Source organism: Pantoea sp. X-Soil-ISGK-355 (genome assembly GCF_059730805.1).
The window spans coordinates 1,241,842-1,262,770 of sequence record NZ_AP035971.1 but is presented as its reverse complement, the minus strand read 5'-3'; the positions used below and the strand labels follow the sequence as shown (position 1 = coordinate 1,262,770).

Here is a 20,929-nt window from a genome sequence, read left to right as displayed (position 1 = left end):
GCATAAATAAACGGCCCCATGAGGCATGAGCGGAAGCAAAGCTAAATCGCGTATAGACTTGAAGAAACAGTCACTGAACAGGGAGGGTCATTTTGCATCTGGATATCAACGCATTAATTACGCAGTACGGTTACCTGGCACTTTTTATTGGCTGTATCGCCGAGGGGGAAACATTTACGTTGCTGGGCGGTGTTGCCGCGCATGAGGGGCTGCTGCATTACGTGGGAGTGGTGCTGGCCGCGATGGGCGGCGGCATTGTTGGCGATCAACTGCTCTACTGGATCGGTCGCCGCTGGGGCACGCGGATCCTGCACCGCTTTAAAAAGCATCAGGACAAAGTGGTCAAGGCAAACCGCCTGATTAAACGCCGCCCCAGCCTGTTCGTGATTGGCGTGCGCTTTATGTATGGCTTCCGGCTGATTGGTCCCATCATCATCGGTGCCAGCCGCCTCAACCCGATGAAATTTTTTATTCTCAACGTCATCGGGGCGGCTATCTGGTCGCTGATCTTTGTGACGCTGGGCTATTTCGCGGGCGGCATCATCGCACCGTGGCTGCATAAACTCGATCAGCATCTGAAACATCTGCTGTGGCTGGTCGGCGCGGTCGTCTTCGCCTTTGTGCTGCGCTGGGTGATCCGCCGCTGGCACAACCGCCGGGCCGATCAGCAATAAATGAACGGCGTATTCACCAGATAACACACCGGTCGCCAGACGCTGAACAGCGTCTGGCGACCTGCTGACGATAATGTAAGTCTCATCCGCCCATCTTACCCTCTCCGTCCTTATTCACCCCCGCGTTAACCATCTGTGCCCAAACGAAGCCGCATCGGCGGGCTCAGCTATAGTTAGGAGGGACACTGACAGGGAGATGAGGATGAGTAAGGTAAAACGTAAGATTGAAGACCACGGCGTCATCGGTGATTTGCGCACCTGTGCGCTGGTCGCGAATGACGGCACCATTGATTATCTCTGCTGGCCGGAACTCGACAGCCCGTCGGTGTTTGCCGCCCTGCTCGATAGCGATGATGCCGGCCTTTTCTCCCTGGCCCCTGACTGGCCCAATGCGCGGCGTCAGCAGCTTTACCTGCCCGATACCAATATTCTGCAGACCCGCTGGCTGGATGATGAGGGCGTAGCGGAAATCACCGACTACATGCCGATTTGTGATGATAAGAACAAACTGCCGCGCCTGATCCGCCGGGTCAAAATGATCCGCGGCAGCGCAACCTTCCAGCTGCACTGTTCACCGCGTCATGACTATGCCCGGGCGCAGACCCGTGCCGAAGCGCACAACGGCTGCATCGACTTCCATGCCGAAGGCCAGCCGTCATTGCGCCTTGCGGCCTCCGTGGTCATGACGCTGGAGGATGACAGCGCCACCGCCCACTTCACATTAAAGCCCGGCGAACATGCGCAGTTTGAATTTGGCAGCGTGGATGATGCACATATCGAAGCGCTGGCGACCGAACACTGTTTCGAAGAGACGCTTAACTACTGGCGACGCTGGAGCGCCCACAGCACCTATCAGGGACGCTGGCGCGAGATGGTGCAGCGTTCGGCGCTGGTCCTGAAGCTGCTGACTTCACATCAGCACGGCTCGATTGCGGCGGCGGCAACCTTTGGCCTGCCTGAAGAGCTGGGCGGCGAACGCAACTGGGACTATCGCGCCTCCTGGATCCGCGACGCCTCGTTCAGCATGTATGCCCTGATGCGGCTGGGCTACGTCGATGAAGCCAAACACTTTACCCACTGGGTTGGACGCTGTGTTGAAAACAGCCATCACGATGAGATGCGCCTGCAGGTGATGTACCGGCTGGACAGCGGCACCGAGCTACATGAGATGGAGTTACTCAATCTCTCCGGCTATGCCGACTCCCGTCCGGTTCGCATCGGCAATGACGCCTGGCAGCAGACCCAGCTCGATATCTATGGCGAGCTGATGGATGCGGTTTATCTGGCCAATAAGTATGGTGAGGCGATCTCTCAGCGCGGCTGGGAGCATGTGGTCAAAATGATCGACTGGCTGTGTGATAACTGGAATCAGCCCGATGCCGGTATCTGGGAGATGCGCGGCGAGCCGGAACACTTCCTGCATTCGCGTCTGATGTGCTGGGTGGCGCTGGATCGCGCATTGCGACTGGGCATGAAGCGATCCCTGCCGATGCCTTACGAACGCTGGGATCGGGCGCGTCGGGAGATCCGCGAAGATATCTGGGCAAACTTCTGGAACAGTGAACGCGGCCATTTCTCTGCCACCCGTCATGGGGAACATCTTGATGCCTCCATGCTGCTGATGCCGCTGGTGCGCTTCGTCGGTGCCACCGACCCGGACTGGATTGCCACGCTGGATGCGATCAAAACCAATCTGGTCAGCGATGGTATGGTGCGGCGTTACAACACGCATGAAACACCGGCCGATGGCCTTAAGGGATCGGAAGGCTCTTTTGGTGCCTGTTCATTCTGGTATGTCGAGTGTCTGGCGCGCGCAGGCCGGATTCAGGAGGCGCATTTTGAGTTTGAGAAGCTGCTGAGCTACGCCAATCCGCTGGGCCTGTACGCCGAGGAATTTGACAGCCACGGTCATGCGCTGGGCAATACGCCGCAGGCGCTGACGCATCTGGCGTTAATCAGTGCCGCCTTTTTCCTGAATCGCAAACTCAGTGGTGAACAGACGCAGTGGCAACCTTAGTCAGCGATAAGCCCGGAAAGCCCCATTTTTAGCGCCCTGCTTTCCGGAAATGCGCTAACATCCGCGGTGAATTTACGTAAAGTATTGCAGGCAGGTTAAAATCCCGATTCACAACGTCAGATTAATGAACATATAATGCGCAGCAGGTCACATTGGCCAGCATGAATTCGACACATAGACCAGCCTGAAATATGGCGATAAAGACTTGTAAAATATGAAAATTATTCGCGCTTTCGCTTCAATCGCTCTGGCCCTGGCAGCGTTCAGCCAGTCAGCCTTTGCTGTGGTTTACCCGTTACCGCCGGCCAACAGCCGTCTGATCGGGGAAAATATTGAAATTACGGTTCCTGAAGACAGCAAGCTGCCGCTGGAAGCTTTTGCGGCGCAGTACCAGATGGGCCTCAGCAATATGCTGGAAGCTAATCCGGGTGTTGACGTTTATCTGCCTAAAGCTGGCAGCAAAATGATCATCCCACAGCAGCTGATCCTGCCTGACGCACCGCGTGAAGGCATTGTGATTAACAGCGCGGAGATGCGTCTCTATTACTATCCGAAAGGTAGCAAAACCGTGGTGGTGTTGCCAATTGGTATCGGTGAACTGGGTAAAGATACCCCGATTAACTGGACCACAGCGGTAGAACGTAAGAAAGATGGCCCGACCTGGACGCCAACCAAAGGTATGCACGCGGATTACGCGGCACGCGGTGAAACGCTGCCAGCCGTGTTCCCGGCAGGCCCGGATAACCCAATGGGGCTTTACGCGCTCTATATCGGTCGTCTCTATGCGATTCATGGCACCAACGCCAACTTCGGTATCGGCCTGCGCGTGAGCCACGGTTGTGTGCGTCTGCGCGCTGACGATATTAAGTGGCTGTATCAGAACGTGCCGGTCGGCACGCGCGTACAGTTCGTTGACCAGCCGGTAAAAGCGACCGTAGAGCCTGATGGCTCACGGTACGTTGAAGTGCATAACCCGCTGTCGACCACCGAAGAGCAGTTCAACTCACGTGAACTGGTGCCGATTACGCTGACGCAGGCCGTAAGCAAAGTGCTGGTTGATGCCAGCGTCAATCAGGATCAGGTTAACGGCGCTATTCAGGGCCGCACCGGTATGCCGGTAAAAGTGAACGGTGTGGAAAACAACATCCAGACCGCACCTGTCCCGGCGCCGGAAAACCCGCAGGCTGCACCACAGGAAGAACCGATGACGCCGGTGACCCCACAGGGTGCCAGCAGTGATGCCGCGCAGCCACAGCAGCCGACCACTGAGCCAGCCGCACCGGCCGCTCCGGTAACACCAGCAGCACCGGCAGCCGCGGCCAATACCAGCTCGTAATTGCCGCCCTGCTTTTAGAAGCCGGCGCCTGTCGCTGGCTTTTTTATTGCCTGAATTAGGTCTATAGCGCTCATCTGGCCAGTTAAAGGAGATCATCAACTGCGCCGGTCTGAATGCAACACTGGCCATTCTCTGATTGTCTTTGTATACGCTGTTCCAGTTACCCGAAGTGAATATATCTTCAATCCGCATTAAAAATATCAGGAACGTTACCATTGGCCGTAAGGGTATTTTTTTCCTTTGATAAAAATCTCAGTATCTTTGCCGTATTCATAGCCGTCAGAAAAACGTGTAATCCCTTTACAGATATCCAGCTTATCTCCGGATAAAGTTTTCAGGACGGACGGTGTAATGCGATAATTAGGCTCAAACCCGATACCTTTTAGCCATACCGCTACCTTCCCCTCCGGAGCCAGGCCAATCTGGATGGTGTCATAGGTATTATTATAGGGGTCCGTTTTCCCACTGGCACTGTTCATCTTTTTTACGATGACATCAGGGACAGTCAGATGGGTCTCATACACTTTCTTATCAATTACCGAGTCCCAGCAAAAGATAAAATGTTTAGGGGGGCGATCAATATGATTCCAGTAGCCACCAGAGGCACGATCTTTATCATTCCACTTACCGATAACCTCAGGCAGTGCAGAAGTACTGTTAAGTGTATTAAAGCGATAAATCGTCCCATCAGCACCCTGAATCACGGCAAATGTCACCAGAGCAGGTAACGCTTTTGGCGTGAAGAAATTGAATTTCCACTCTGAGGGAGCATCAGTTTTGACCACTGCCGGACCCGTCTGGCCTGCACTGTGACAGCCAGTCAGTATCAGAAGTGTAATAAGTCTCGCCATGCGTCTTATTTCCATATTTTATTGCCGTCCATATCGTAAACCGTACGCTGCCAGCGTTCGTCCAGCCGGTTAGTAAATGTCACAAGCTTTGCCGGTTTGACTGCACTGCTGACTCTTCTTTAACAGTTTCACTAACCACCCTTTTAAAATGGCTGAAATGACTATCTTTCAGCCAATTAATTAAATATCGGGATCGTTACCATCGGCCGTAAGGATATTTTTTCCCTTTGATAAAATCAGGTGTATCTCCATAATATTTATATCCATTTGGATGTTTGGTTATTCCTTTACAGATATCCAGTTTGTCTCCTGAGACGGTTTTCAGAATTGATGGTGTGATACGATAATTAGGCTCAGATCGGATCCCCTGCAACCAGACGGCTACCTTTCCCCCCGGAGCCAGACCGATCTGTACTCTGTCGTAATATGCTTTTTTCCCCCAATAGTCTTTCTGCCCGGCCGGCCTGAGCATTTTCTCCAGATCGGCTTTAGGAATAGTCAGGGCCGTCTCATACACTTTTTTATCGATAATTGAGTCCCAGCAGAAAATAATATGCTTTGGCGGGCGCTCAACGTGATTCCAGTAGCCGCCAGGCGCACGATCTTTATCGTTCCATCCACCGATTACTTTAGGCAGGTCGGGAGTGCTGTTCAGCGTGTTAAAGCGATAAATCGTACCTTCAGCATCTTGTACAACGGCGAACGTCACTAATGCCGGTAGCGCTTTTGGGGTGAAAAAATCAAAGGTCCATTCTGCTGGTTCACCATTCTGAGGAGAATCATTTGTGTGTGCTTCTACCTGACAGCCAGTCAATACCAGAATAGTAAGGAGCCCTGCCATACGTTTTATTTCCATATTTTATTTCCGTCCATATCGTAAACCGTACGCTGCCAGCGCTCGTCCGGTCTGTTAGTAAATGTCACAAGCTTTGCCGGTCTGACTGCACCGCTGACCCTTCCTTCACTGTCTCTAAGTACGCTGTTCCAGTTAGCCGAGCAGTGAATATACTTCTCGGCCAGCATCAGAATTTCCGGTGTAGTAAATCCCTGTACGAATTGACTATTCCGAACCGCACGCCCCATGACAATCGCTTTTTCACTCAGTCCATTCATTTCTGCACCCAGCGCAAAATCAGGATTGGTTTCATCGACAGGTTCAAACACCACACCGGCATCCTGCGCCGCATCAAGCATCACCCGCAGCGCCACCTTCGACCAGTCATTGCGGGTTAGTCTGTCAATAACCAGCGCCGCACCGCTGCGCTTTTGTAGTGTGCCGTAACGATCGGCTGGCATTCTGTCGTCATGCCAGACATCTGCATTGACCTCCACCGCATTCAGCAGCGGCGCTATCGCCGGATAGCCGTCCATCGTTTTAAGCTGCGCGCAGGTCTGCCGATAAATCCGCGTTTCTGTATCGGGAGTTGAGAGTGGTACAGTTTCGAACTCCGGCCGGGTAAGGAAACAGGCTTCGCGTTCTTCAGGATTGTAACCTCCGCCAATGTCGGAATGCGCACCGGGAAGAGCCAGCTCAGGCCAGGCTGGTTTGACGCTGTTCAGTGCAAAGTTAAAGCGGCATTCGTGCTGCGCGGTGATATGAAATACCTTTTCCGCCACGCCCGGACGCAGTACCAGATTCACCTCACCTGTATCTGCGCTGTGCGGGTTCAGGCCGTTAACCGGCGTTCCGATGGCCGCCACGGTATCGAATATTCCCAGAAATCGGGTTCTACCGCCGGGGGTGCCGGAGAACTCAACATCACCCAGCCCGATCTTAATTGCCGAGATAATGGTCCTGTCCTGGCTGAATACCCGGTTGGCAAAATGCCGCGCCGCCGCAGCGCCACGGCTGAAGCCAAAAATATCAAACTGCAGCTCTTTAATAATGCAGGTACGGGCTTCATCGTACCTATTCAAATAGCCCTGAATACCGTTAATCAGCGCCGAAACAGCCTTATCAGTTTTTTTCACCACGCCGGTATCTCCCCGGCCCGTTCCCATACCATAAGCGTTGTCACCCACCCCGTCTTCCGTGCCTATACCCTCGATATAAATAGCGTACTGTCCTCCCCCCGTATCAGGCGTTACATCTTGCTTATATAGCGTGTTGAGCCAATGCACATTGGTGTAATAGCCAAGATAACTTCCGGCAGCGGTTCCATTTACTCCGCGATTCAGTCGTATGCACTGCTGCAAAACGGACTTAGACTCCGCATCGTTCATTCCGAAATGTGCGCCGGTACAGACAGCCTGACGGTCGGTTGTGTTATTCGCATTGTTGCCCGTTCCATCAAAGAACACACCGATGGTGAGCGTGATTTCCCGTTTCTTCTTCGCTGCCTGTGCACGCTGTTCTGGATCTGACTGCTGTGCTTTTCTCTCCGCAGCCTCAGCCCGTTCGGCTGCACGGCCAGCGTTGCAGTCGATCTCGTAAGTGTGCGTGCTGACGGAGGGAATAAAACGGGCACGACAGGGGCAGGAGCTGTAACTGTGAAGAGAGCCCGCCCACTCTTTCAGGACACCATTCACCTCATAGGTGTCCCCCATCCCCCCACAGACGCGAAACCGTCCTTCATGTTTACCGCAGGTCACCGGGTCGCCCTCCCGGACCTGCTGGCGCTCGATGCCGCCGATGGTATACGTTTCATCAGACGCGCCGCTAAGAATCCGTCCGCCGCAGGTGGTTTTATCCAGGTGATATAAAAAAAATCCTTCAGTCATAATCCCTCATGAACTTTATGGCTATTAAGTAAACGCATCATACCTTAATTATGACTTAACCCAAATTACAGGCTTCTGTTAGCGGTCCCAGTGCCTGAATGTGGCATCGCTGTTAATGGTGTTAGCTTTTAATATCGCCATCAGGTAAAGAAACTTTTCCGCAAGACCTGCCATCATTAATCTGTCATAGAAAGCGCGTATCACACTCTGTTAATCCGATGCAAATCAGCATCCGGCATCAGCCACGTGAGGTACACCATGAGCGAAAACAGTCTCTCCTCCTCATCAGCCCGGGGACGCCCCGATTTCAACGGCAAGGGCAGTCGCTTCAGTAAGCCGCTGTTTTTCATTCTGCTGGTCGCCGGACTGGCGTTCGCCGGACTTAACCTGGTCAATGATGTTGAAGAAACCAATATGCCGGTCACCAGCTATCTGCCGTTCTTTCTGCTGGGACTGGCGCTGCTGATTGCGCTCGGCTTTGAGTTCGTCAATGGCTTTCACGATACCGCCAACGCGGTCGCCACGGTAATCTACACCCATTCGCTGACGCCCGGCGTGGCGGTAGTCTGGTCCGGTTTCTGTAACTTTATGGGCGTGCTGCTCTCCAGCGGCGTGGTGGCGTTTGGCATTATCTCGCTGCTGCCGGTCGAGCTGATCCTGCAGGCCAGCAGCGGCAACGGCTTTGCCATGGTCTATGCGCTGCTCTTCTCCGCCATTATCTGGAATCTGGGCACCTGGTATTTCGGTCTGCCCTCGTCGTCGTCGCATACGCTGATTGGCTCAATTATCGGCGTTGGGGTGGCTAACGCCATGCTGCACGGCCGTAGCGGACTGAGCGGCGTGGACTGGGATCAGGCACTTAAGGTCGGCTATGCCCTGCTGCTGTCGCCGGTGGTCGGTTTTGTCTGCGCCGGGCTGCTGCTGTGGGTGATGAAGATGTTTATCCGTAATCGCCAGCTTTATCAGGCGCCGAAAAGTGACCAGCCGCCGCCGGTCTGGATCCGTGGTCTGCTGATCCTGACCTGCACCGGCGTCTCCTTTGCGCACGGCTCCAACGATGGACAGAAAGGAATGGGGCTGATTATGCTGATCCTGGTGGGCACTATGCCGATCGCTTACGCCCTGAACCGATCGCTGCCGGCCGATCAGATCCCACGCGTGGCCGCACTGACCGAGGTGACCGCCCATCAGCTGCTGCAACTGCAACCGGCGACAGCACATCCTCCGGCGGCGCGCGACGTGCTGACCGGTTTTGTCGGCAGCAACCAGATGAATGCCGGGGTGTTACCGGCGCTGGCCAGGACGCTTAACGAGGTGGGCGATCAGATTCGCCGCTACGGTTCGATGGATAACATTCCTGCCCAGGCGGTGACCAACACCCGCAATCAGATGTATCTGGCCTCGGAGTCGATTAAGCACCTGCAGACCGCAAAGGTCACACTGCCGCAGGAGACCGAACGCAATCTGAAAGCGGTGAAAACTGAACTCGATAGCGCCACCCGCTTTATTCCGATGTGGGTGAAAGTGGTGGTGGCAATTGCGCTGGGGCTGGGCACCATGGTCGGCTGGCGCAGGATTGTGGTGACGGTGGGAGAACGCATCGGGAAAACCCATCTGAGCTATGCCCAGGGTGCCAGCGCCGAGCTGGTGGCGATGATGACCATTGGCGCAGCCGATGGCTTTGGCCTGCCGGTGTCAACCACCCATGTATTGTCGTCCGGCGTAGCAGGCACCATGGCGGCCAACCGCTCTGGTCTGCAGTTTTCAACCCTGCGTAATCTGGCTGTGGCCTGGGTATTAACGCTGCCGGTCTCCATTCTGCTCTCCGCCCTGCTCTACTGGGCGTTTACCCATTTCTGATAGTCAGCGCTCACCACCGGTCAGGTGGTGAGCCGTTGCTGCCTATAAAGCCGCAGCGTAATCAGCAGCGCGCCCAGTACCATTACGGCGGCAGCCAGATAGACCGACTGCATCCCCCAGTGTCCGATAAACAGTCCCGCCACCGGGCCGGTTAAGCCCAGCCCCAGATCGAGAAACGCGGAATAGGTGCCCAGCGCCGAACCCTGATCCTGACGCTCAACCCGTTTTACCGCCTCAACGCCCAGCGCCGGGAAGACCAGCGAAAAGCCGCTGCCGGTGAGAAACGCGCCCGCGCCTACCAGCCAGGCGCTGTCAGCCTGCCAGATAATCAGCAGTCCCAGACACTCCAGCAGAAAAGAGAAAAGTGACACGCGCAGTCCGCCAAAGCGAGTAATGAAGCGACCAAACCCCAGCCGCACCAGCACAAACCCCAGACTGAACAGTGTCAGCGCATAGGCCGCGCCCTGCCAGTCACGGCTGGCAAAATAGAGAGTGATAAAGGTGGCGATGACGCCAAAGCCGATAGTGCCGAAGCCCAGCGCCAGGCCATAAAGCCAGACGCGGGAGAAGACGCGATGAAAGGGAATGCGCTCACCCACGCTGACGGTGACCGCCGGTTTGCGGCTGGCCATCAGATACCCGACGACGCCCATCAGCGCAATCAGTCCGGCAAATCCGCTCATGCCAAACTGACTGTTCAGCAGCACGCCCAGCGGCGCACCAACGGCCATCGCCAGATAGGTGGCGACGCCGTTCCAGGAGATGACGCGCGCGGTCTGCAGTGGCCCGACGATGTTCATACCCCACAGGGTTGAGCCGGTGCTGCTGAAGCTTTCCCCCACGCCGAGAAACAGTCGCCCGATAGCCAGCAGCGCCAGGCTCAGCCAGGGCCAGCTGCTCAGCAGTGCGGCCACGATAGTCAGCACCCCGCTCATGCCGCAGCAGATTAGTCCCAGCATCACCACCCGTTTTGGCCCCAGGCGATCGGCGAGACGGCCCGACTGTGGACGGCTGAGCAGCGTCGCAAAATATTGAATACTGATAATCAGACCAGCAATAAAGGAGCTGAAACCAAGCTGATTTTTGACGAAGCCCGGCAGCACGGCCAGCGGCAGTCCGACAGAGAGATAGCAGAAGAAGGTGAAGATAATAACGGAGAGGATTCGTTTGTTGAGCTGACTGTTGCTCAACACAGCGTTGTCAGACATAGCAGGCTTGTGGTGTGGGAAATTTTGCCCACTATACCGTCAGGCTGCTAAAGGGTCGCCTGATTTTTTATCACAAACCATGAACATGTGCATGACGGTCAATCGCCTGCGCGATGTCACCCGAGTTTTTTAACGCACGGATTTCACTGAATAAGCCATCGGCTTCGCCGTACGCTTTGCGCAGATAACCGAGCCACTGTTTGATACGCGCCACGTGATAGAGGCCGGTATCGCCCTGCTTCTCCAGCCGACTATATTTTTGCAATAACCGCACCACATCGGGCCAGGCCATCGGCGGCTCATTATATTTTACGACCCGGCTCAGGTTGGGGATGTTCAGTGCGCCACGGCCAATCATCACCGCATCGCAGCCGGTGACCGCCATACAGTGTTGCGCGCTTTGCCAGTCCCATATTTCGCCATTGGCAATCACCGGAATGCGCAGCCGCTGACGAATGTCGCCAATCGCCTGCCAGTTGATCGCTTCTGCGCGATAGCCCTCTTCTTTAGTGCGCCCATGTACTGTCAGCTCGCTGGCACCGGCCTGCTGGACCGCGTCGGCAATCTCCAGGCTGCGGGCGCTGGAATCCCAGCCGAGCCGCACTTTTACCGTCACCGGCAAATCGGCAGGCACCGCTTCACGCATCGCTTTCGCGCCGCGATAAATCAGATCGGGATCTTTCAGAAGGGTTGCACCGCCTCCGCTGCCGTTGACCAGTTTAGAGGGACAGCCACAGTTGAGATCAACACCCCAGGAACCCAGTTCCACCGCGCGTGCGGCGTTCTCGGCTAACCATTCGGGATGCTGCCCCAGCAGCTGCATACGCACCCGCGTGCCGGATGGCGTACGGCTGCCGTGATGCAGTTCGGGGCAGAGACGGGTGAAGGATTTTACCGGCAGCAGTTGATCGACTACGCGCAAAAACTCAGTGATGCAGAGATCGTAGTCATTCACTTCCGATAGCAGCTGGCGCACCAGTGAATCCAGCACGCCTTCCATCGGAGCCAGTAAAACCCTCATACTCAGACGTTTCCGGTGCGCTTCGGAGCCGGACGACGCGGACGGGCTGCGGGCTTATCGCCCTGAGGCGCAGCCTGGCTCTGACGACGCGCCTGAGGACGTTTGTCGCCGGATGAAGATGAACGCGATGCGCCTGCACCCTGTCCGCCCTGACCACGCCCACGACCGCCGCCACCTGCACCGCCGCGAGACTGCTGCTGACGACCGTTGATGATCGGCTCCGCTTTGATGCTCGGATCGGGTTCATAACCCTCAATCGCCAGACGCGGGATTTCACGCTTCAGCAGACGTTCGATATCACGCAGCAGTTTGTGCTCATCGACGCAGACCAGCGACAGTGCGACACCGGTTGCAGCCGCACGGCCGGTACGGCCAATACGGTGAACGTAATCTTCGGCGACGTTAGGCAGCTCGTAGTTCACGACGTGTGGCAGCTCTTCGATATCCAGGCCACGGGCCGCGATATCGGTCGCAACCAGCACGCGAATGCCGCCTGACTTAAAGTCGGCCAGCGCACGGGTACGGGCACCCTGGCTCTTATTGCCGTGGATCGCGGCAGCGGTGATGCCATCTTTGCCCAGCTGCTCGGCAAGGTGGTTAGCGCCGTGTTTGGTACGGGTAAAGACCAGCACCTGCTGCCAGTTACCTTCGCCGATCAGCTGCGACAGCAGTTCCCGCTTACGCTTCTTATCAACGAAATGCACCTGCTGCGCCACCTGCTCAGAAGCGGTGTTGCGGCGAGCCACTTCAATCATTTCCGGGTTGGTCAGCAGTTTTTCCGCCAGGCCTTTGATCTCATCCGAGAAGGTGGCCGAAAACAGCAGGTTCTGACGTTTAGCCGGCAGACGGGCCAGCACGCGACGGATGTCGTGGATAAAGCCCATATCCAGCATACGGTCCGCTTCATCCAGCACCAGAATTTCGACCTGTGACAGGTCAACGGCATTCTGTTGCGCCAGATCCAGCAGGCGACCTGGCGTGGCGACCAGCACATCGACACCGCCACGCAGCTTGACCATCTGTGGATTGATGCTGACGCCACCAAACACCACCAGCGAACGCAGCGAGAGATATTTGCTGTAGTCGCTGACGTTTTCGCCGACCTGCGCCGCGAGTTCACGGGTCGGGGTCAGGATCAGGGCGCGTACCGGGCGACGACCGCGTACGGGCGTCGCGGTGGCAGAGAGTTTCTGTAACAACGGTAAGGTAAAGCCGGCCGTTTTGCCGGTGCCGGTCTGGGCACTCGCCAGCAGATCGCGGCCTGCCAGCACCACAGGAATCGCCTGGCGCTGGATAGGTGTAGGTTCGCTGTAGCCTTGTTCGGCAACCGCGCGCAAAATATCGGCACTCAGGCCGAGAGAGTCAAATGACATTACGTGGTTTACTCCGGTCCGCTCTGGCCGTGATTCACGGTGTAGTTTTCAGAGGGATAGTGACGGCAGCTGGGGCTGACGCGTGAAAAGGGCACAAACTACGATGCGTAAGCGGGCGAGTGTAGCAGCTTTAAATGAAGTGTGCGAGGTAGCTCACATTTACTGACATAACTTAACGGTGCAGAAACAGGAAGGCCACCTCGCGGTGGCCTTCAACTTAACTACGTTTATTTTCGATGCGCCGCGGTGGCTCTTTCGCCAGCAGCGAAACCAGCGCCGGACCCAGCAACATCACTACGCCGAGACAGGCCAGCAGCAGGTTGTTGTGGTAAATCCGCGACACAAGGAACAGCGTCATCATGGCGGCGCCAAAGTAGTAAGTGGTGGTCGCTTCTTCAAGATAATCGCCGAGCGTACGTAAACGGGCGATACGCTGTGTCACCAGCATGGCAACAAAAACCAGTGCGTACATCGCCACCAGCGTGCTGCAGACATCAACCAGCGCCTTGTGTTTCCAGCCCCAGATCAGCGCAGCGATCACCAGCAGATGCATAGCGATATGCAACAACGTCTGACCCGTGATGATTTGAATACGATTAGACCATTTCATTCAATTCTCCTGGCAGACCCAACAGGTCGCCCAAGTGCTACCGGCACAAGCCGGAAACGGTTTCCTCAATGTAAAACAATTTTCGGATAACGCCCTAAATATCGCGCTCTCTCACCACCCATTTGTGACAAAGACTACACTTTGATTCTATTGATGATGAAAAGGAGTGCGTCGCGAGTATGCCACAAAATGCGCAAGGATTTTCAATAAAAGTCCTGACGATCAATACACACAAGGGGTTCGCTCCGTTTAATCGCCGCTTCATCCTGCCGGAATTGCGCGAAGCCGTTCGCGCAACCTCGGCGGATGTGGTCTTTCTCCAGGAGGTAATGGGCACACATGCCATCCACTCCCTTAACCATGAAGAGTGGCCTGAATCGCCTCATTATGAGTTTCTGGCCGACACCATGTGGAACGATTTCGCCTATGGCCGCAATGCGGTCTATCCGGAGGGGCATCACGGCAACGCGGTGCTGTCACGCTTCCCGATAACCGACTATGAGAACCGGGATATCTCGATGGCAGGCAGTGAAAATCGCGGCATGCTGCACTGTCAGATCGCCCTGCCCGAGCCGCACGGCACGCTGCATGTCATTTGTGTTCACCTGGGTCTCAAAGAGGCGCATCGTCACGCGCAGATGAAGAAGATCTGTGAAATGGTCAACTCGCTGCCGCCCGACGCGCCGGTCGTCGTGGCAGGCGATTTTAATGACTGGCAGCGACGTGCGAACGCCATTTTAAAACAGGGCGCAGGCCTGAAAGAGGTATTCAGTATGAAAACCGGACGCCCGGCGCGCACCTTCCCGGCGCGCTTCCCGCTCTTGCGGCTTGACCGCATCTATGTGCGCAATGCTACCGTCAGTCATCCGTGGGCACTGCCGCGAAAACCCTGGTCCCATCTTTCCGACCATGCGCCGCTGGCGGTGGAGATTCATCTATGAATTTTAACTGGCAGGAAGGCAACCGGCTGCTGTTGCTGGAAAATGGTGAAGCGTTTTTCCCGCGCGTCTTTGGTGCGATCCAGCGGGCAGAACGCTCAGTTCTGATCGAAACCTTTATTCTGTTCGAAGATGAGGTCGGTAACGCCCTGCATCGTGAGTTGCTGGCAGCGGCCCAGCGCGGCGTGCGGGTCGAAGTGATGGTCGATGGCTACGGCTCCGCTGAACTCTCTGACAAATTTGTGAACAGCCTGACCAGCGCGGGCGTGCGTTTCATCTACTACGATCCGCGTCCGCTGGTGATGGGGATGCGTACCAACGTCTTCCGCCGTCTGCACCGTAAAACGGTAGTGGTGGATGACGTGGTCGCCTTTGTTGGCGGTATCAACTTCTCGGCCGAGCACAATACTGATTACGGCCCGGAGGCGAAGCAGGATTACGCCGTGCAGGTAAAAGGCCCGGTCGTGGCAGACATCGCCCGCTATCTGCAACAGGCGATTGGCAGCGAGCAGCACACCCGGCGCTGGTGGGGATCACGTTCTCATCGTCCGGCGGTGAATGCTAAACCCGGCGATGCCCAGGTCCTCTATGTCTTTCGTGATAACGACGAGCATCGTGACGATATCGAAGTGCATTATTTGGAGATGCTGCGCGAGGCGAAGCGCGATGTGATTATTGCCAACGCTTACTTCTTCCCCGGCTACCGGCTTCTGCGTGAGATGCGCAATGCCGCGCAGCGTGGCGTCCGGGTACGGCTGATCGTGCAGGGTGAGCCGGATATGCCGATTGTGAAAGTGGGCGCGGAGCTGCTCTACAACTATCTGGTCGATGGTGGCGTGGAAGTCTACGAATATATCCGTCGTCCGCTGCACGGCAAGATCGCCGTAAAAGATGATTACTGGGCCACTGTCGGCTCCAGCAATCTCGATCCGCTGAGCCTCTCTCTGAATCTGGAAGCTAACCTGATCATCCACGACAGGCCGTTCAACCAGACGCTGCGTGACAACCTCGAAGCGCTGCTGGCTAACGACTGCCAGCGCGTGCAGGAGGATCGTCTGCCGCCGCGCAACTGGTGGCAACTGAGTAAAAGCGTGGTGGTATTCCATTTCCTGCGCCATTTCCCGGCCATCGCGGGCTGGCTTCCGGCGCACACACCGCTGCTGGCTCAGGTCAGCGCCCCGGTACAGCCTGAAATGGAGACGCAGGATCGTGTAGAAGCAGACAACCCGGGAGCAAAATCCTGATGGCAAAAAAACATCCACGCTGGCAACTGGCAAAAAAAATCCTCACCGTGCTGTTTTTCGTCGCGGTGGTGGTTCTGCTGGTGGTTTATGCCCGCAAAGTGAACTGGGAAGATGTTTACGACGTCATCGTTAACTACAACCGCTTTGTCGTCCTGACCGCCGCCGGACTGGTGGTGCTGAGTTACCTGGTATACGGCTGCTATGACCTGATTGGCCGCGCCTACTGCGGTCATAAGCTGGCGAAGCGACAGGTCATGCTGGTGTCGTTTATCTGTTACGCCTTTAACCTGACGCTGAGTACCTGGGTGGGCGGCGTCGCCATGCGCTACCGGCTCTATTCCCGCCTCGGCCTGGACAGCGGCACCATCACCCGCATCTTCTCACTAAGCATCGCGACTAACTGGCTGGGCTATATTCTGCTGGCGGGCGTGGTGTTCAGCGCTGGCATGGTCTCTATCCCCGGCGGCTGGTTTATTGGTGAAACCACGCTGCGGCTGATTGGTGTGGTTCTGCTGGTGCTGGTGGCGGTTTACCTCTGGGCCTGCGCCTTCTCGAAGCAGCGTCGCTGGACCATTAAAGGCCAGACGCTGCAGCTGCCTTCGCTGCGCATGGCACTGCTGCAGTTTGCGGTTTCCTGCGCCAACTGGATGGTGATGGGGGCGATTATCTGGCTGCTGCTGGGACGAGACGTCGGTTATCCGATGGTGCTGGGCGTGCTGCTGATCAGCAGTATTGCCGGGGTAATCATTCATATTCCGGCGGGCATTGGGGTTCTGGAAGCGGTGTTCCTGGCACTGCTCAGCGGTCAGCACGCTTCGCATGGCACCATTATCGCAGCGCTGCTGGCCTATCGCGTGCTCTACTTTATCCTGCCGCTGCTGTTAGCGCTGGTGCTCTATCTGGGGCTGGAGAGTCGGGCGAAGCATCTGCGTCAGAAGAACGAGCAGAAGTTACAGAAGTCATAATAAAAAAGGGGGAGGCGCAACCTGTACGTCTCCCCCTTTTACACCGAAAATTAGCGGCGGTTACCGAAAATCCGCAGCAGCATCAGGAACAGATTGATGAAGTCGAGATAGAGCGTCAGTGCGCCCATAATCGAGTAGCGACGCAGGTTTTCCGTGTCGCGGGCATCGATCTGCTCACCGATGTTTTTCAGCTTCTGCGTGTCATAAGCGGTTAATCCCACAAACACCACCACACCGATGTAGGTAATCGCCCACATCAGCGCCGGACTTTTCAGCCAGAAGTTCACCAGCGACGCCAGCACAATGCCTATCAGTGCCATAAACAGCAGGCTGCCAAAACGGCTCAGGTCGCGTTTAGTGGTATAGCCGTAGAAGCTCATCGCGCCAAACATCCCTGCCGTGACAAAGAAGGTGCTGGCGATGGAGGAGTAGGTGTAGACCAGGAAAATACTCGCCATGGTAATGCCGGTCAGCGCTGAATAGAGCATAAACAGCCCGGTGGCTACGGCCCCGCTCAGACGATGCACCATGCCTGACAGGAAGAACACCAGCGCCAGCTGCGCGATAATCAGCCCGAAGAAGGTAATGCGATTGGCAAACACCAGCTCCATGACTGCGGGCGTGCGCGCCGCGAACCAGGAGACAAATGCGGTCAGTAACAGACCGCAGGTCATCCAGCCATAGACCTGCGCCATATAGGCTTGTAAACCGCGAGATGCGGGTTGAACGATGGAATCATTGCGTGGATATCGGTCCATGATGCACCTCTTGTTGAACGGATGAACAGCTCCCTGCCGGGAGCCATGCCAGAGTTAAGTGTGGCACAGCTCAGCTCAACTGTGCCACAACATGCCGGTTAACGCCGCGACAGACACTGCTGATAACGGCTGTCGACGCGCTGCGCAAACCACGCCGTCGTCAGATTACGGGTAATTTTCGGGCTTTCCAGCTTGATGCCCGGCAGCATTTCGCGCGGCAGCTTACGACCCGCCATTTTATCCGCCAGGGCAAAGACCTGTTTCCAGAGTTCACTGTCGCTGAACGATTCTTTCTCTCCTTTCTCCAGGTCGCGGCGAATGGCGCTGTTGGTCATATCGATCTGCTTCGAGAGCGTGCGCACAGCCAGTTCGGTACCGCCTGCCGCGTCTGAGCCATAGAGGATCAGGTCGCCATCCAGCGCCAGCTTCATGCCGGTGGCCTTTGACACCGCCGCCTGAAACGCCGCGTTGCGGCTGGCGTACCAGCCCGCATTGTAGTCGGCAAAGCGGTAGAGCGGCTGGCTGTAGTCAGCCGGGTAGCCAAGCAGGTGCATGGTGCCGAAGTAGATCCCGCCGTGACGGGTAAAGACTTCGCGCCGGATCGTGCCATCTACCGGCCACGGGTAGCCTTTGGCGTGCGCTTCGGCAAACGCAATGCTGACCTGCATCGGCCCGCCAGTGTGGATCGGGTTGAGATTGCCGAACAGCGTCTGGCCCATCGGCACCATATCGATCAGGTCATCGAAAATGGCGCTGAGATCTTTTTCACTGCGCACTTTATCGAGCCGGGCCGCATAGCTTTCGCCGGTCGGCGATTTAATCAGCAGCGCGGTGCGAACCAGGAAGGCCGGCACATGCACCTGCGCCGCACGGCGGTTGATCTCACCCCAGGCGATTTTCGGCAGTCCCGGCACGGCAGCTTCGGCGCTGAAGTTGCTCTCCTGATCCGCCACGGCAATCACCGCGCAGAGGTTACTGGCGCTGGGTTCGATCTGCTGCGTGCGGAAGGTGGTGTAGATATCGTCGCTCCAGGCCGCTTTATTGCTGACGTGCGACGGCAGCAGCCGCTGGATCTGTGCTTTGACATCTTCAGGCTGCCGTACGGGTGCCTCCGGGGTTTTCTTGCTGCTACAACCCGCCAGCACCAGTGCGGCGACCAGTGTCAGACGTTGCAGAATCGGGGTGGATGACATGCCTGTCCTCAGAATGAACTAAAACCTTACTCTATCATCGCCAGAGTTACACAGGCAGGAGAGAACTGAACTAAGGTTACCTTTTTTAACGTTAAAGGAACTTACGATGTTTAAACTCTGGCCTGCTGCGGCATTCAGCCTGTTATTAACCGGTTGCGGCGCTAATAATACGCCTGCCCAGGTGCAGTCACCGGGCGCGCCCACCTCCTCCTCGCTTAAAGTACTGGAGACCGGCGCCAGCGTGATGCAGTCACGTCCGCCCATCGACGCCATCAATACCTATCTCGATGGCTTCCATTTTTATAATGGCGACAAGAACGGTCAGATGGAGGCGCACCACTATGTCACCGTGCTGAACGACGATGTGATGCAGGCGGTGATTTACGACGGCAACACGCGCGACGCGCGGCTGATGGGCGTGGAGTACATCATCAGTGAACGGCTGTTTAAGACCCTGCCGCCCGAAGAGAAGAAGCTGTGGCACAGCCATCAGTATGAGGTGAAGTCCGGCACGCTGATTGCGCCAGGCTTACCGAAAGTTGCCGACCATGCGCTGATGACGCGCATCGTGAATACCTATGGCAAAACCTGGCACACCTGGCACACCGACCGCGACAAAACGCTGCCGATCGGCATTCCGGCGCTGATGATGGGCTTTACCGAAGATGGTCAGCTGGATTCCCGGCTGCTGGCGGATCGCGATCGTCGCTTTGGCGTGGACAGCAAACAGATCCGGGCCGATCGGGCGGATATCGTCGCGCATCCGGCGGCACCTGGTGCCAACGCGTGGGAAAAGGGTCAGGTCATCCAGCTGAAGCGTACCAGTGGCGGCGGTGAGCACAGCCACGGTCAGACCGGCTTTGGCCCGGCAGAGCAGCTGAAGCAACCTTAAGCGATGGGATGTGCAGGCCTGGGCGGGCAGGCGTCCAGAGAAAACTCAGCGGGCAGAAACCCTCCGGCCCGCTGAGCCATAATGTCGTCTTAGTCCCAGCGCCGGGCCGCCTGATGGTCGCTGTCGCGGGCATCCACCCAGCGATCGCCCTGCTCTGTCGCTTCGCGCTTCCAGAACGGCGCGCGGGTTTTCAGATAATCCATGATGAACTCCGCGGCAGAAAAGGCGCTGCCGCGATGGGCGCTGGTAACGCCCACCAGCACGATCTCATCGCCCGGAAACAGCTCGCCAACGCGGTGGATTACCGTAACGCGCTGCAGCGGCCAGCGTTCACGCGCCGCATCCACAATCTCCTGCAGCGCTTTCTCGGTCATGCCGGGATAGTGTTCCAGCGTCAGCGCCGCCACGTCTGCACCCAGGTTGTGATTACGCACTTTGCCGGTAAAGGTCACTACGGCACCATCTTCGTCACAGGCCGCCAGCCAGCGATACGCTTCCGCCATATCAAAGGGTGCGGGACCGACGCGAATCTCTGTTTCCATCTCAGCCTCCGGTCACGGGCGGGAAAAAGGCCACTTCATCACCGGCGTGCAGCGGGTGACTCATCGGCACCAGCGTCTGATTGACAGCCGCCAGCAGTTTGCCCGACTCCAGCGCCAGTGCCCAGCGATCGTCACGTTCAGCCAGCGCAGCGCGCAGCGCGGCCACATCCGGATACTCCGCACCGACCTCAAGCGATGCGGTGCCGGTCAGCTCACGCACCTGGGCGAAAAACAGCACCTTAATCATGGGCGACCGCCTGAAAATCACCGCTTTTGCCGCCGCGCTTGCTGATTAACCGCAGCTGATCAATGACAATATCTTTCTGAACCGCTTTGCACATGTCGTAGATGGTCAGCGCGGCAACCGAGGCGGCCGTCAGCGCTTCCATCTCGACGCCGGTTTTGCCGGTCAGGCGACAGAGCGAGGTGATGCGAACCCGATTATGGTCCTGTTCCGCTTCAAGGTTCACTTCCACTTTGCTCAGCATCAGCGGATGACAGAGCGGGATCAGCTCCCAGGTGCGTTTTGCTGCCTGGATCCCGGCGATGCGCGCCGTGGCGAAGACATCCCCTTTGTGGTGGCTGCCTTCCATAATCATCTGCAGCGTTTCCGGCTGCATCAGCACCAGCACTTCGGCACGTGCTTCGCGCACGGTTTCAGCCTTAGCGGAGACATCCACCATGTGCGCTTCGCCCGCGGCGTTAATGTGTGTGAGTTGAGACATA

The 20,929-nt window shown here is 56.7% G+C and carries 20 protein-coding genes; 8 read left to right on the top strand and 12 right to left on the bottom strand.

Annotated features, from left to right (window positions below):
* The first annotated feature begins 92 nt into the window (after positions 1 to 92).
* From AC6I8J_RS05745 to AC6I8J_RS05735, 3 genes are all read left to right on the top strand, one after another.
* Positions 93 to 674: a DedA family protein gene (locus AC6I8J_RS05745; protein WP_161736216.1), complete on the top strand. Its 582-nt coding sequence runs from the start codon at positions 93 to 95 to the stop codon at positions 672 to 674.
* 202 nt (positions 675 to 876) lie between these two features.
* A complete protein-coding gene (locus AC6I8J_RS05740) occupies positions 877 to 2,691 on the top strand; it encodes a glycoside hydrolase family 15 protein (protein ID WP_161736217.1) in 1,815 nt (604 codons plus the stop codon).
* A 214-nt stretch (positions 2,692 to 2,905) separates the two neighbouring features.
* Positions 2,906 to 4,027, top strand: coding sequence for a L,D-transpeptidase family protein (locus AC6I8J_RS05735; protein WP_222924312.1), 1,122 nt, complete (start codon positions 2,906 to 2,908; stop codon positions 4,025 to 4,027).
* Between the two features lie 209 nt (positions 4,028 to 4,236).
* Here the strand turns inward: AC6I8J_RS05735 and AC6I8J_RS05730 are convergent, their stop codons facing one another.
* The 3 genes from AC6I8J_RS05730 to AC6I8J_RS05720 form a co-directional block, all read right to left on the bottom strand.
* Positions 4,237 to 4,893 (bottom strand): DUF2931 family protein, encoded by a 657-nt coding sequence (locus AC6I8J_RS05730; protein ID WP_222924313.1) that lies wholly within the window; start codon positions 4,891 to 4,893, stop codon positions 4,237 to 4,239.
* Between the two features lie 181 nt (positions 4,894 to 5,074).
* Entirely contained in the window at positions 5,075 to 5,734 is a 660-nt protein-coding gene (locus tag AC6I8J_RS05725; RefSeq protein WP_222924314.1) for a DUF2931 family protein, read from the bottom strand.
* Complete coding sequence (locus AC6I8J_RS05720; RefSeq protein WP_222924315.1) at positions 5,725 to 7,599, bottom strand: type VI secretion system family protein; 1,875 nt, start codon at positions 7,597 to 7,599, stop codon at positions 5,725 to 5,727. Before AC6I8J_RS05720 ends, AC6I8J_RS05725 begins: the two co-directional genes overlap by 10 nt.
* Positions 7,600 to 7,857: 258 nt before the next feature.
* On the opposite strand from AC6I8J_RS05720, the gene AC6I8J_RS05715 reads away from it, so the two are divergent.
* Positions 7,858 to 9,459: an inorganic phosphate transporter gene (locus AC6I8J_RS05715; protein WP_222924316.1), complete on the top strand. Its 1,602-nt coding sequence runs from the start codon at positions 7,858 to 7,860 to the stop codon at positions 9,457 to 9,459.
* A gap of 20 nt (positions 9,460 to 9,479) precedes the next feature.
* Here the strand turns inward: AC6I8J_RS05715 and AC6I8J_RS05710 are convergent, their stop codons facing one another.
* The 4 genes from AC6I8J_RS05710 to AC6I8J_RS05695 form a co-directional block, all read right to left on the bottom strand.
* Entirely contained in the window at positions 9,480 to 10,667 is a 1,188-nt protein-coding gene (locus AC6I8J_RS05710) for an MFS transporter (protein ID WP_497825162.1), read from the bottom strand.
* Positions 10,668 to 10,737: 70 nt separating this feature from the next.
* Positions 10,738 to 11,688, bottom strand: coding sequence for a tRNA dihydrouridine(16) synthase DusC (gene dusC, locus AC6I8J_RS05705; RefSeq protein WP_161736221.1), 951 nt, complete (start codon positions 11,686 to 11,688; stop codon positions 10,738 to 10,740).
* A 2-nt stretch (positions 11,689 to 11,690) separates the two neighbouring features.
* A complete protein-coding gene (rhlE, locus tag AC6I8J_RS05700) occupies positions 11,691 to 13,061 on the bottom strand; it encodes an ATP-dependent RNA helicase RhlE (protein WP_110331543.1) in 1,371 nt (456 codons plus the stop codon).
* Between the two features lie 217 nt (positions 13,062 to 13,278).
* Positions 13,279 to 13,671, bottom strand: coding sequence for a YbhQ family protein (locus tag AC6I8J_RS05695; RefSeq protein ID WP_031594396.1), 393 nt, complete (start codon positions 13,669 to 13,671; stop codon positions 13,279 to 13,281).
* 179 nt (positions 13,672 to 13,850) lie between these two features.
* Here AC6I8J_RS05695 and AC6I8J_RS05690 point away from each other — a divergent pair, with 179 nt between their 5' ends.
* From AC6I8J_RS05690 to AC6I8J_RS05680, 3 genes are read left to right on the top strand one after another with little or no spacing between them, the layout of a single operon-like run.
* Complete coding sequence (locus AC6I8J_RS05690; protein ID WP_497825161.1) at positions 13,851 to 14,612, top strand: endonuclease/exonuclease/phosphatase family protein; 762 nt, start codon at positions 13,851 to 13,853, stop codon at positions 14,610 to 14,612.
* On the top strand, positions 14,609 to 15,853 hold the full coding sequence (gene clsB / locus AC6I8J_RS05685; RefSeq protein ID WP_161736223.1) for a cardiolipin synthase ClsB: 1,245 nt from the start codon (positions 14,609 to 14,611) through the stop codon (positions 15,851 to 15,853). The genes AC6I8J_RS05690 and clsB overlap by 4 nt, the downstream gene beginning before the upstream one ends.
* Positions 15,853 to 16,818 (top strand): lysylphosphatidylglycerol synthase transmembrane domain-containing protein, encoded by a 966-nt coding sequence (locus tag AC6I8J_RS05680; protein ID WP_222924320.1) that lies wholly within the window; start codon positions 15,853 to 15,855, stop codon positions 16,816 to 16,818. Before clsB ends, AC6I8J_RS05680 begins: the two co-directional genes overlap by 1 nt.
* Positions 16,819 to 16,868: 50 nt before the next feature.
* Here AC6I8J_RS05680 and AC6I8J_RS05675 read toward each other — a convergent pair whose 3' ends face one another.
* Together AC6I8J_RS05675 and AC6I8J_RS05670 are read right to left on the bottom strand one after the other, a co-directional pair.
* Positions 16,869 to 17,576: a Bax inhibitor-1/YccA family protein gene (locus AC6I8J_RS05675; protein WP_061061965.1), complete on the bottom strand. Its 708-nt coding sequence runs from the start codon at positions 17,574 to 17,576 to the stop codon at positions 16,869 to 16,871.
* Between the two features lie 98 nt (positions 17,577 to 17,674).
* Positions 17,675 to 18,769, bottom strand: a complete 1,095-nt coding sequence (locus tag AC6I8J_RS05670) for a DUF1615 domain-containing protein (RefSeq protein WP_260057705.1) — start codon at positions 18,767 to 18,769, stop codon at positions 17,675 to 17,677.
* 106 nt (positions 18,770 to 18,875) lie between these two features.
* On the opposite strand from AC6I8J_RS05670, the gene AC6I8J_RS05665 reads away from it, so the two are divergent.
* Complete coding sequence (locus AC6I8J_RS05665) at positions 18,876 to 19,661, top strand: OBAP family protein (protein ID WP_440829449.1); 786 nt, start codon at positions 18,876 to 18,878, stop codon at positions 19,659 to 19,661.
* Between the two features lie 89 nt (positions 19,662 to 19,750).
* Here the strand turns inward: AC6I8J_RS05665 and moaE are convergent, their stop codons facing one another.
* The 3 genes from moaE to moaC are packed head-to-tail and all read right to left on the bottom strand — an operon-like array spanning position 19,751 to position 20,928.
* On the bottom strand, positions 19,751 to 20,203 hold the full coding sequence (gene moaE / locus AC6I8J_RS05660) for a molybdopterin synthase catalytic subunit MoaE (RefSeq protein WP_161736227.1): 453 nt from the start codon (positions 20,201 to 20,203) through the stop codon (positions 19,751 to 19,753).
* Position 20,204: 1 nt separating this feature from the next.
* On the bottom strand, positions 20,205 to 20,450 hold the full coding sequence (moaD, locus tag AC6I8J_RS05655; protein WP_161736228.1) for a molybdopterin synthase sulfur carrier subunit: 246 nt from the start codon (positions 20,448 to 20,450) through the stop codon (positions 20,205 to 20,207).
* The gene (moaC, locus tag AC6I8J_RS05650; protein ID WP_161736229.1) at positions 20,443 to 20,928 is read right to left on the bottom strand and encodes a cyclic pyranopterin monophosphate synthase MoaC; all 486 of its coding nucleotides are present in this window, start codon (positions 20,926 to 20,928) and stop codon (positions 20,443 to 20,445) included. The genes moaD and moaC overlap by 8 nt, the downstream gene beginning before the upstream one ends.
* Between the last annotated feature and the right edge of the window lies 1 nt (position 20,929).

What these genes read in the sequence shown, in the direction of transcription:
- AC6I8J_RS05740 (WP_161736217.1), top strand. Translation starts at nt 877, where the DNA reads ATGAGTAAGGTAAAACGTAAGATTGAAGACCACGGCGTCATCGGTGAT.
- AC6I8J_RS05735 (WP_222924312.1), top strand. Translation starts at nt 2,906, where the DNA reads ATGAAAATTATTCGCGCTTTCGCTTCAATCGCTCTGGCCCTGGCAGCG.
- AC6I8J_RS05730 (WP_222924313.1), bottom strand. Translation starts at nt 4,893, where the DNA reads ATGGAAATAAGACGCATGGCGAGACTTATTACACTTCTGATACTGACT.
- AC6I8J_RS05725 (WP_222924314.1), bottom strand. Translation starts at nt 5,734, where the DNA reads ATGGAAATAAAACGTATGGCAGGGCTCCTTACTATTCTGGTATTGACT.
- AC6I8J_RS05720 (WP_222924315.1), bottom strand. Translation starts at nt 7,599, where the DNA reads ATGACTGAAGGATTTTTTTTATATCACCTGGATAAAACCACCTGCGGC.
- AC6I8J_RS05715 (WP_222924316.1), top strand. Translation starts at nt 7,858, where the DNA reads ATGAGCGAAAACAGTCTCTCCTCCTCATCAGCCCGGGGACGCCCCGAT.
- AC6I8J_RS05710 (WP_497825162.1), bottom strand. Translation starts at nt 10,667, where the DNA reads ATGTCTGACAACGCTGTGTTGAGCAACAGTCAGCTCAACAAACGAATC.
- dusC (WP_161736221.1), bottom strand. Translation starts at nt 11,688, where the DNA reads ATGAGGGTTTTACTGGCTCCGATGGAAGGCGTGCTGGATTCACTGGTG.
- rhlE (WP_110331543.1), bottom strand. Translation starts at nt 13,061, where the DNA reads ATGTCATTTGACTCTCTCGGCCTGAGTGCCGATATTTTGCGCGCGGTT.
- AC6I8J_RS05695 (WP_031594396.1), bottom strand. Translation starts at nt 13,671, where the DNA reads ATGAAATGGTCTAATCGTATTCAAATCATCACGGGTCAGACGTTGTTG.
- AC6I8J_RS05690 (WP_497825161.1), top strand. Translation starts at nt 13,851, where the DNA reads ATGCCACAAAATGCGCAAGGATTTTCAATAAAAGTCCTGACGATCAAT.
- clsB (WP_161736223.1), top strand. Translation starts at nt 14,609, where the DNA reads ATGAATTTTAACTGGCAGGAAGGCAACCGGCTGCTGTTGCTGGAAAAT.
- AC6I8J_RS05680 (WP_222924320.1), top strand. Translation starts at nt 15,853, where the DNA reads ATGGCAAAAAAACATCCACGCTGGCAACTGGCAAAAAAAATCCTCACC.
- AC6I8J_RS05675 (WP_061061965.1), bottom strand. Translation starts at nt 17,576, where the DNA reads ATGGACCGATATCCACGCAATGATTCCATCGTTCAACCCGCATCTCGC.
- AC6I8J_RS05670 (WP_260057705.1), bottom strand. Translation starts at nt 18,769, where the DNA reads ATGTCATCCACCCCGATTCTGCAACGTCTGACACTGGTCGCCGCACTG.
- AC6I8J_RS05665 (WP_440829449.1), top strand. Translation starts at nt 18,876, where the DNA reads ATGTTTAAACTCTGGCCTGCTGCGGCATTCAGCCTGTTATTAACCGGT.
- moaE (WP_161736227.1), bottom strand. Translation starts at nt 20,203, where the DNA reads ATGGAAACAGAGATTCGCGTCGGTCCCGCACCCTTTGATATGGCGGAA.
- moaD (WP_161736228.1), bottom strand. Translation starts at nt 20,450, where the DNA reads ATGATTAAGGTGCTGTTTTTCGCCCAGGTGCGTGAGCTGACCGGCACC.
- moaC (WP_161736229.1), bottom strand. Translation starts at nt 20,928, where the DNA reads ATGTCTCAACTCACACACATTAACGCCGCGGGCGAAGCGCACATGGTG.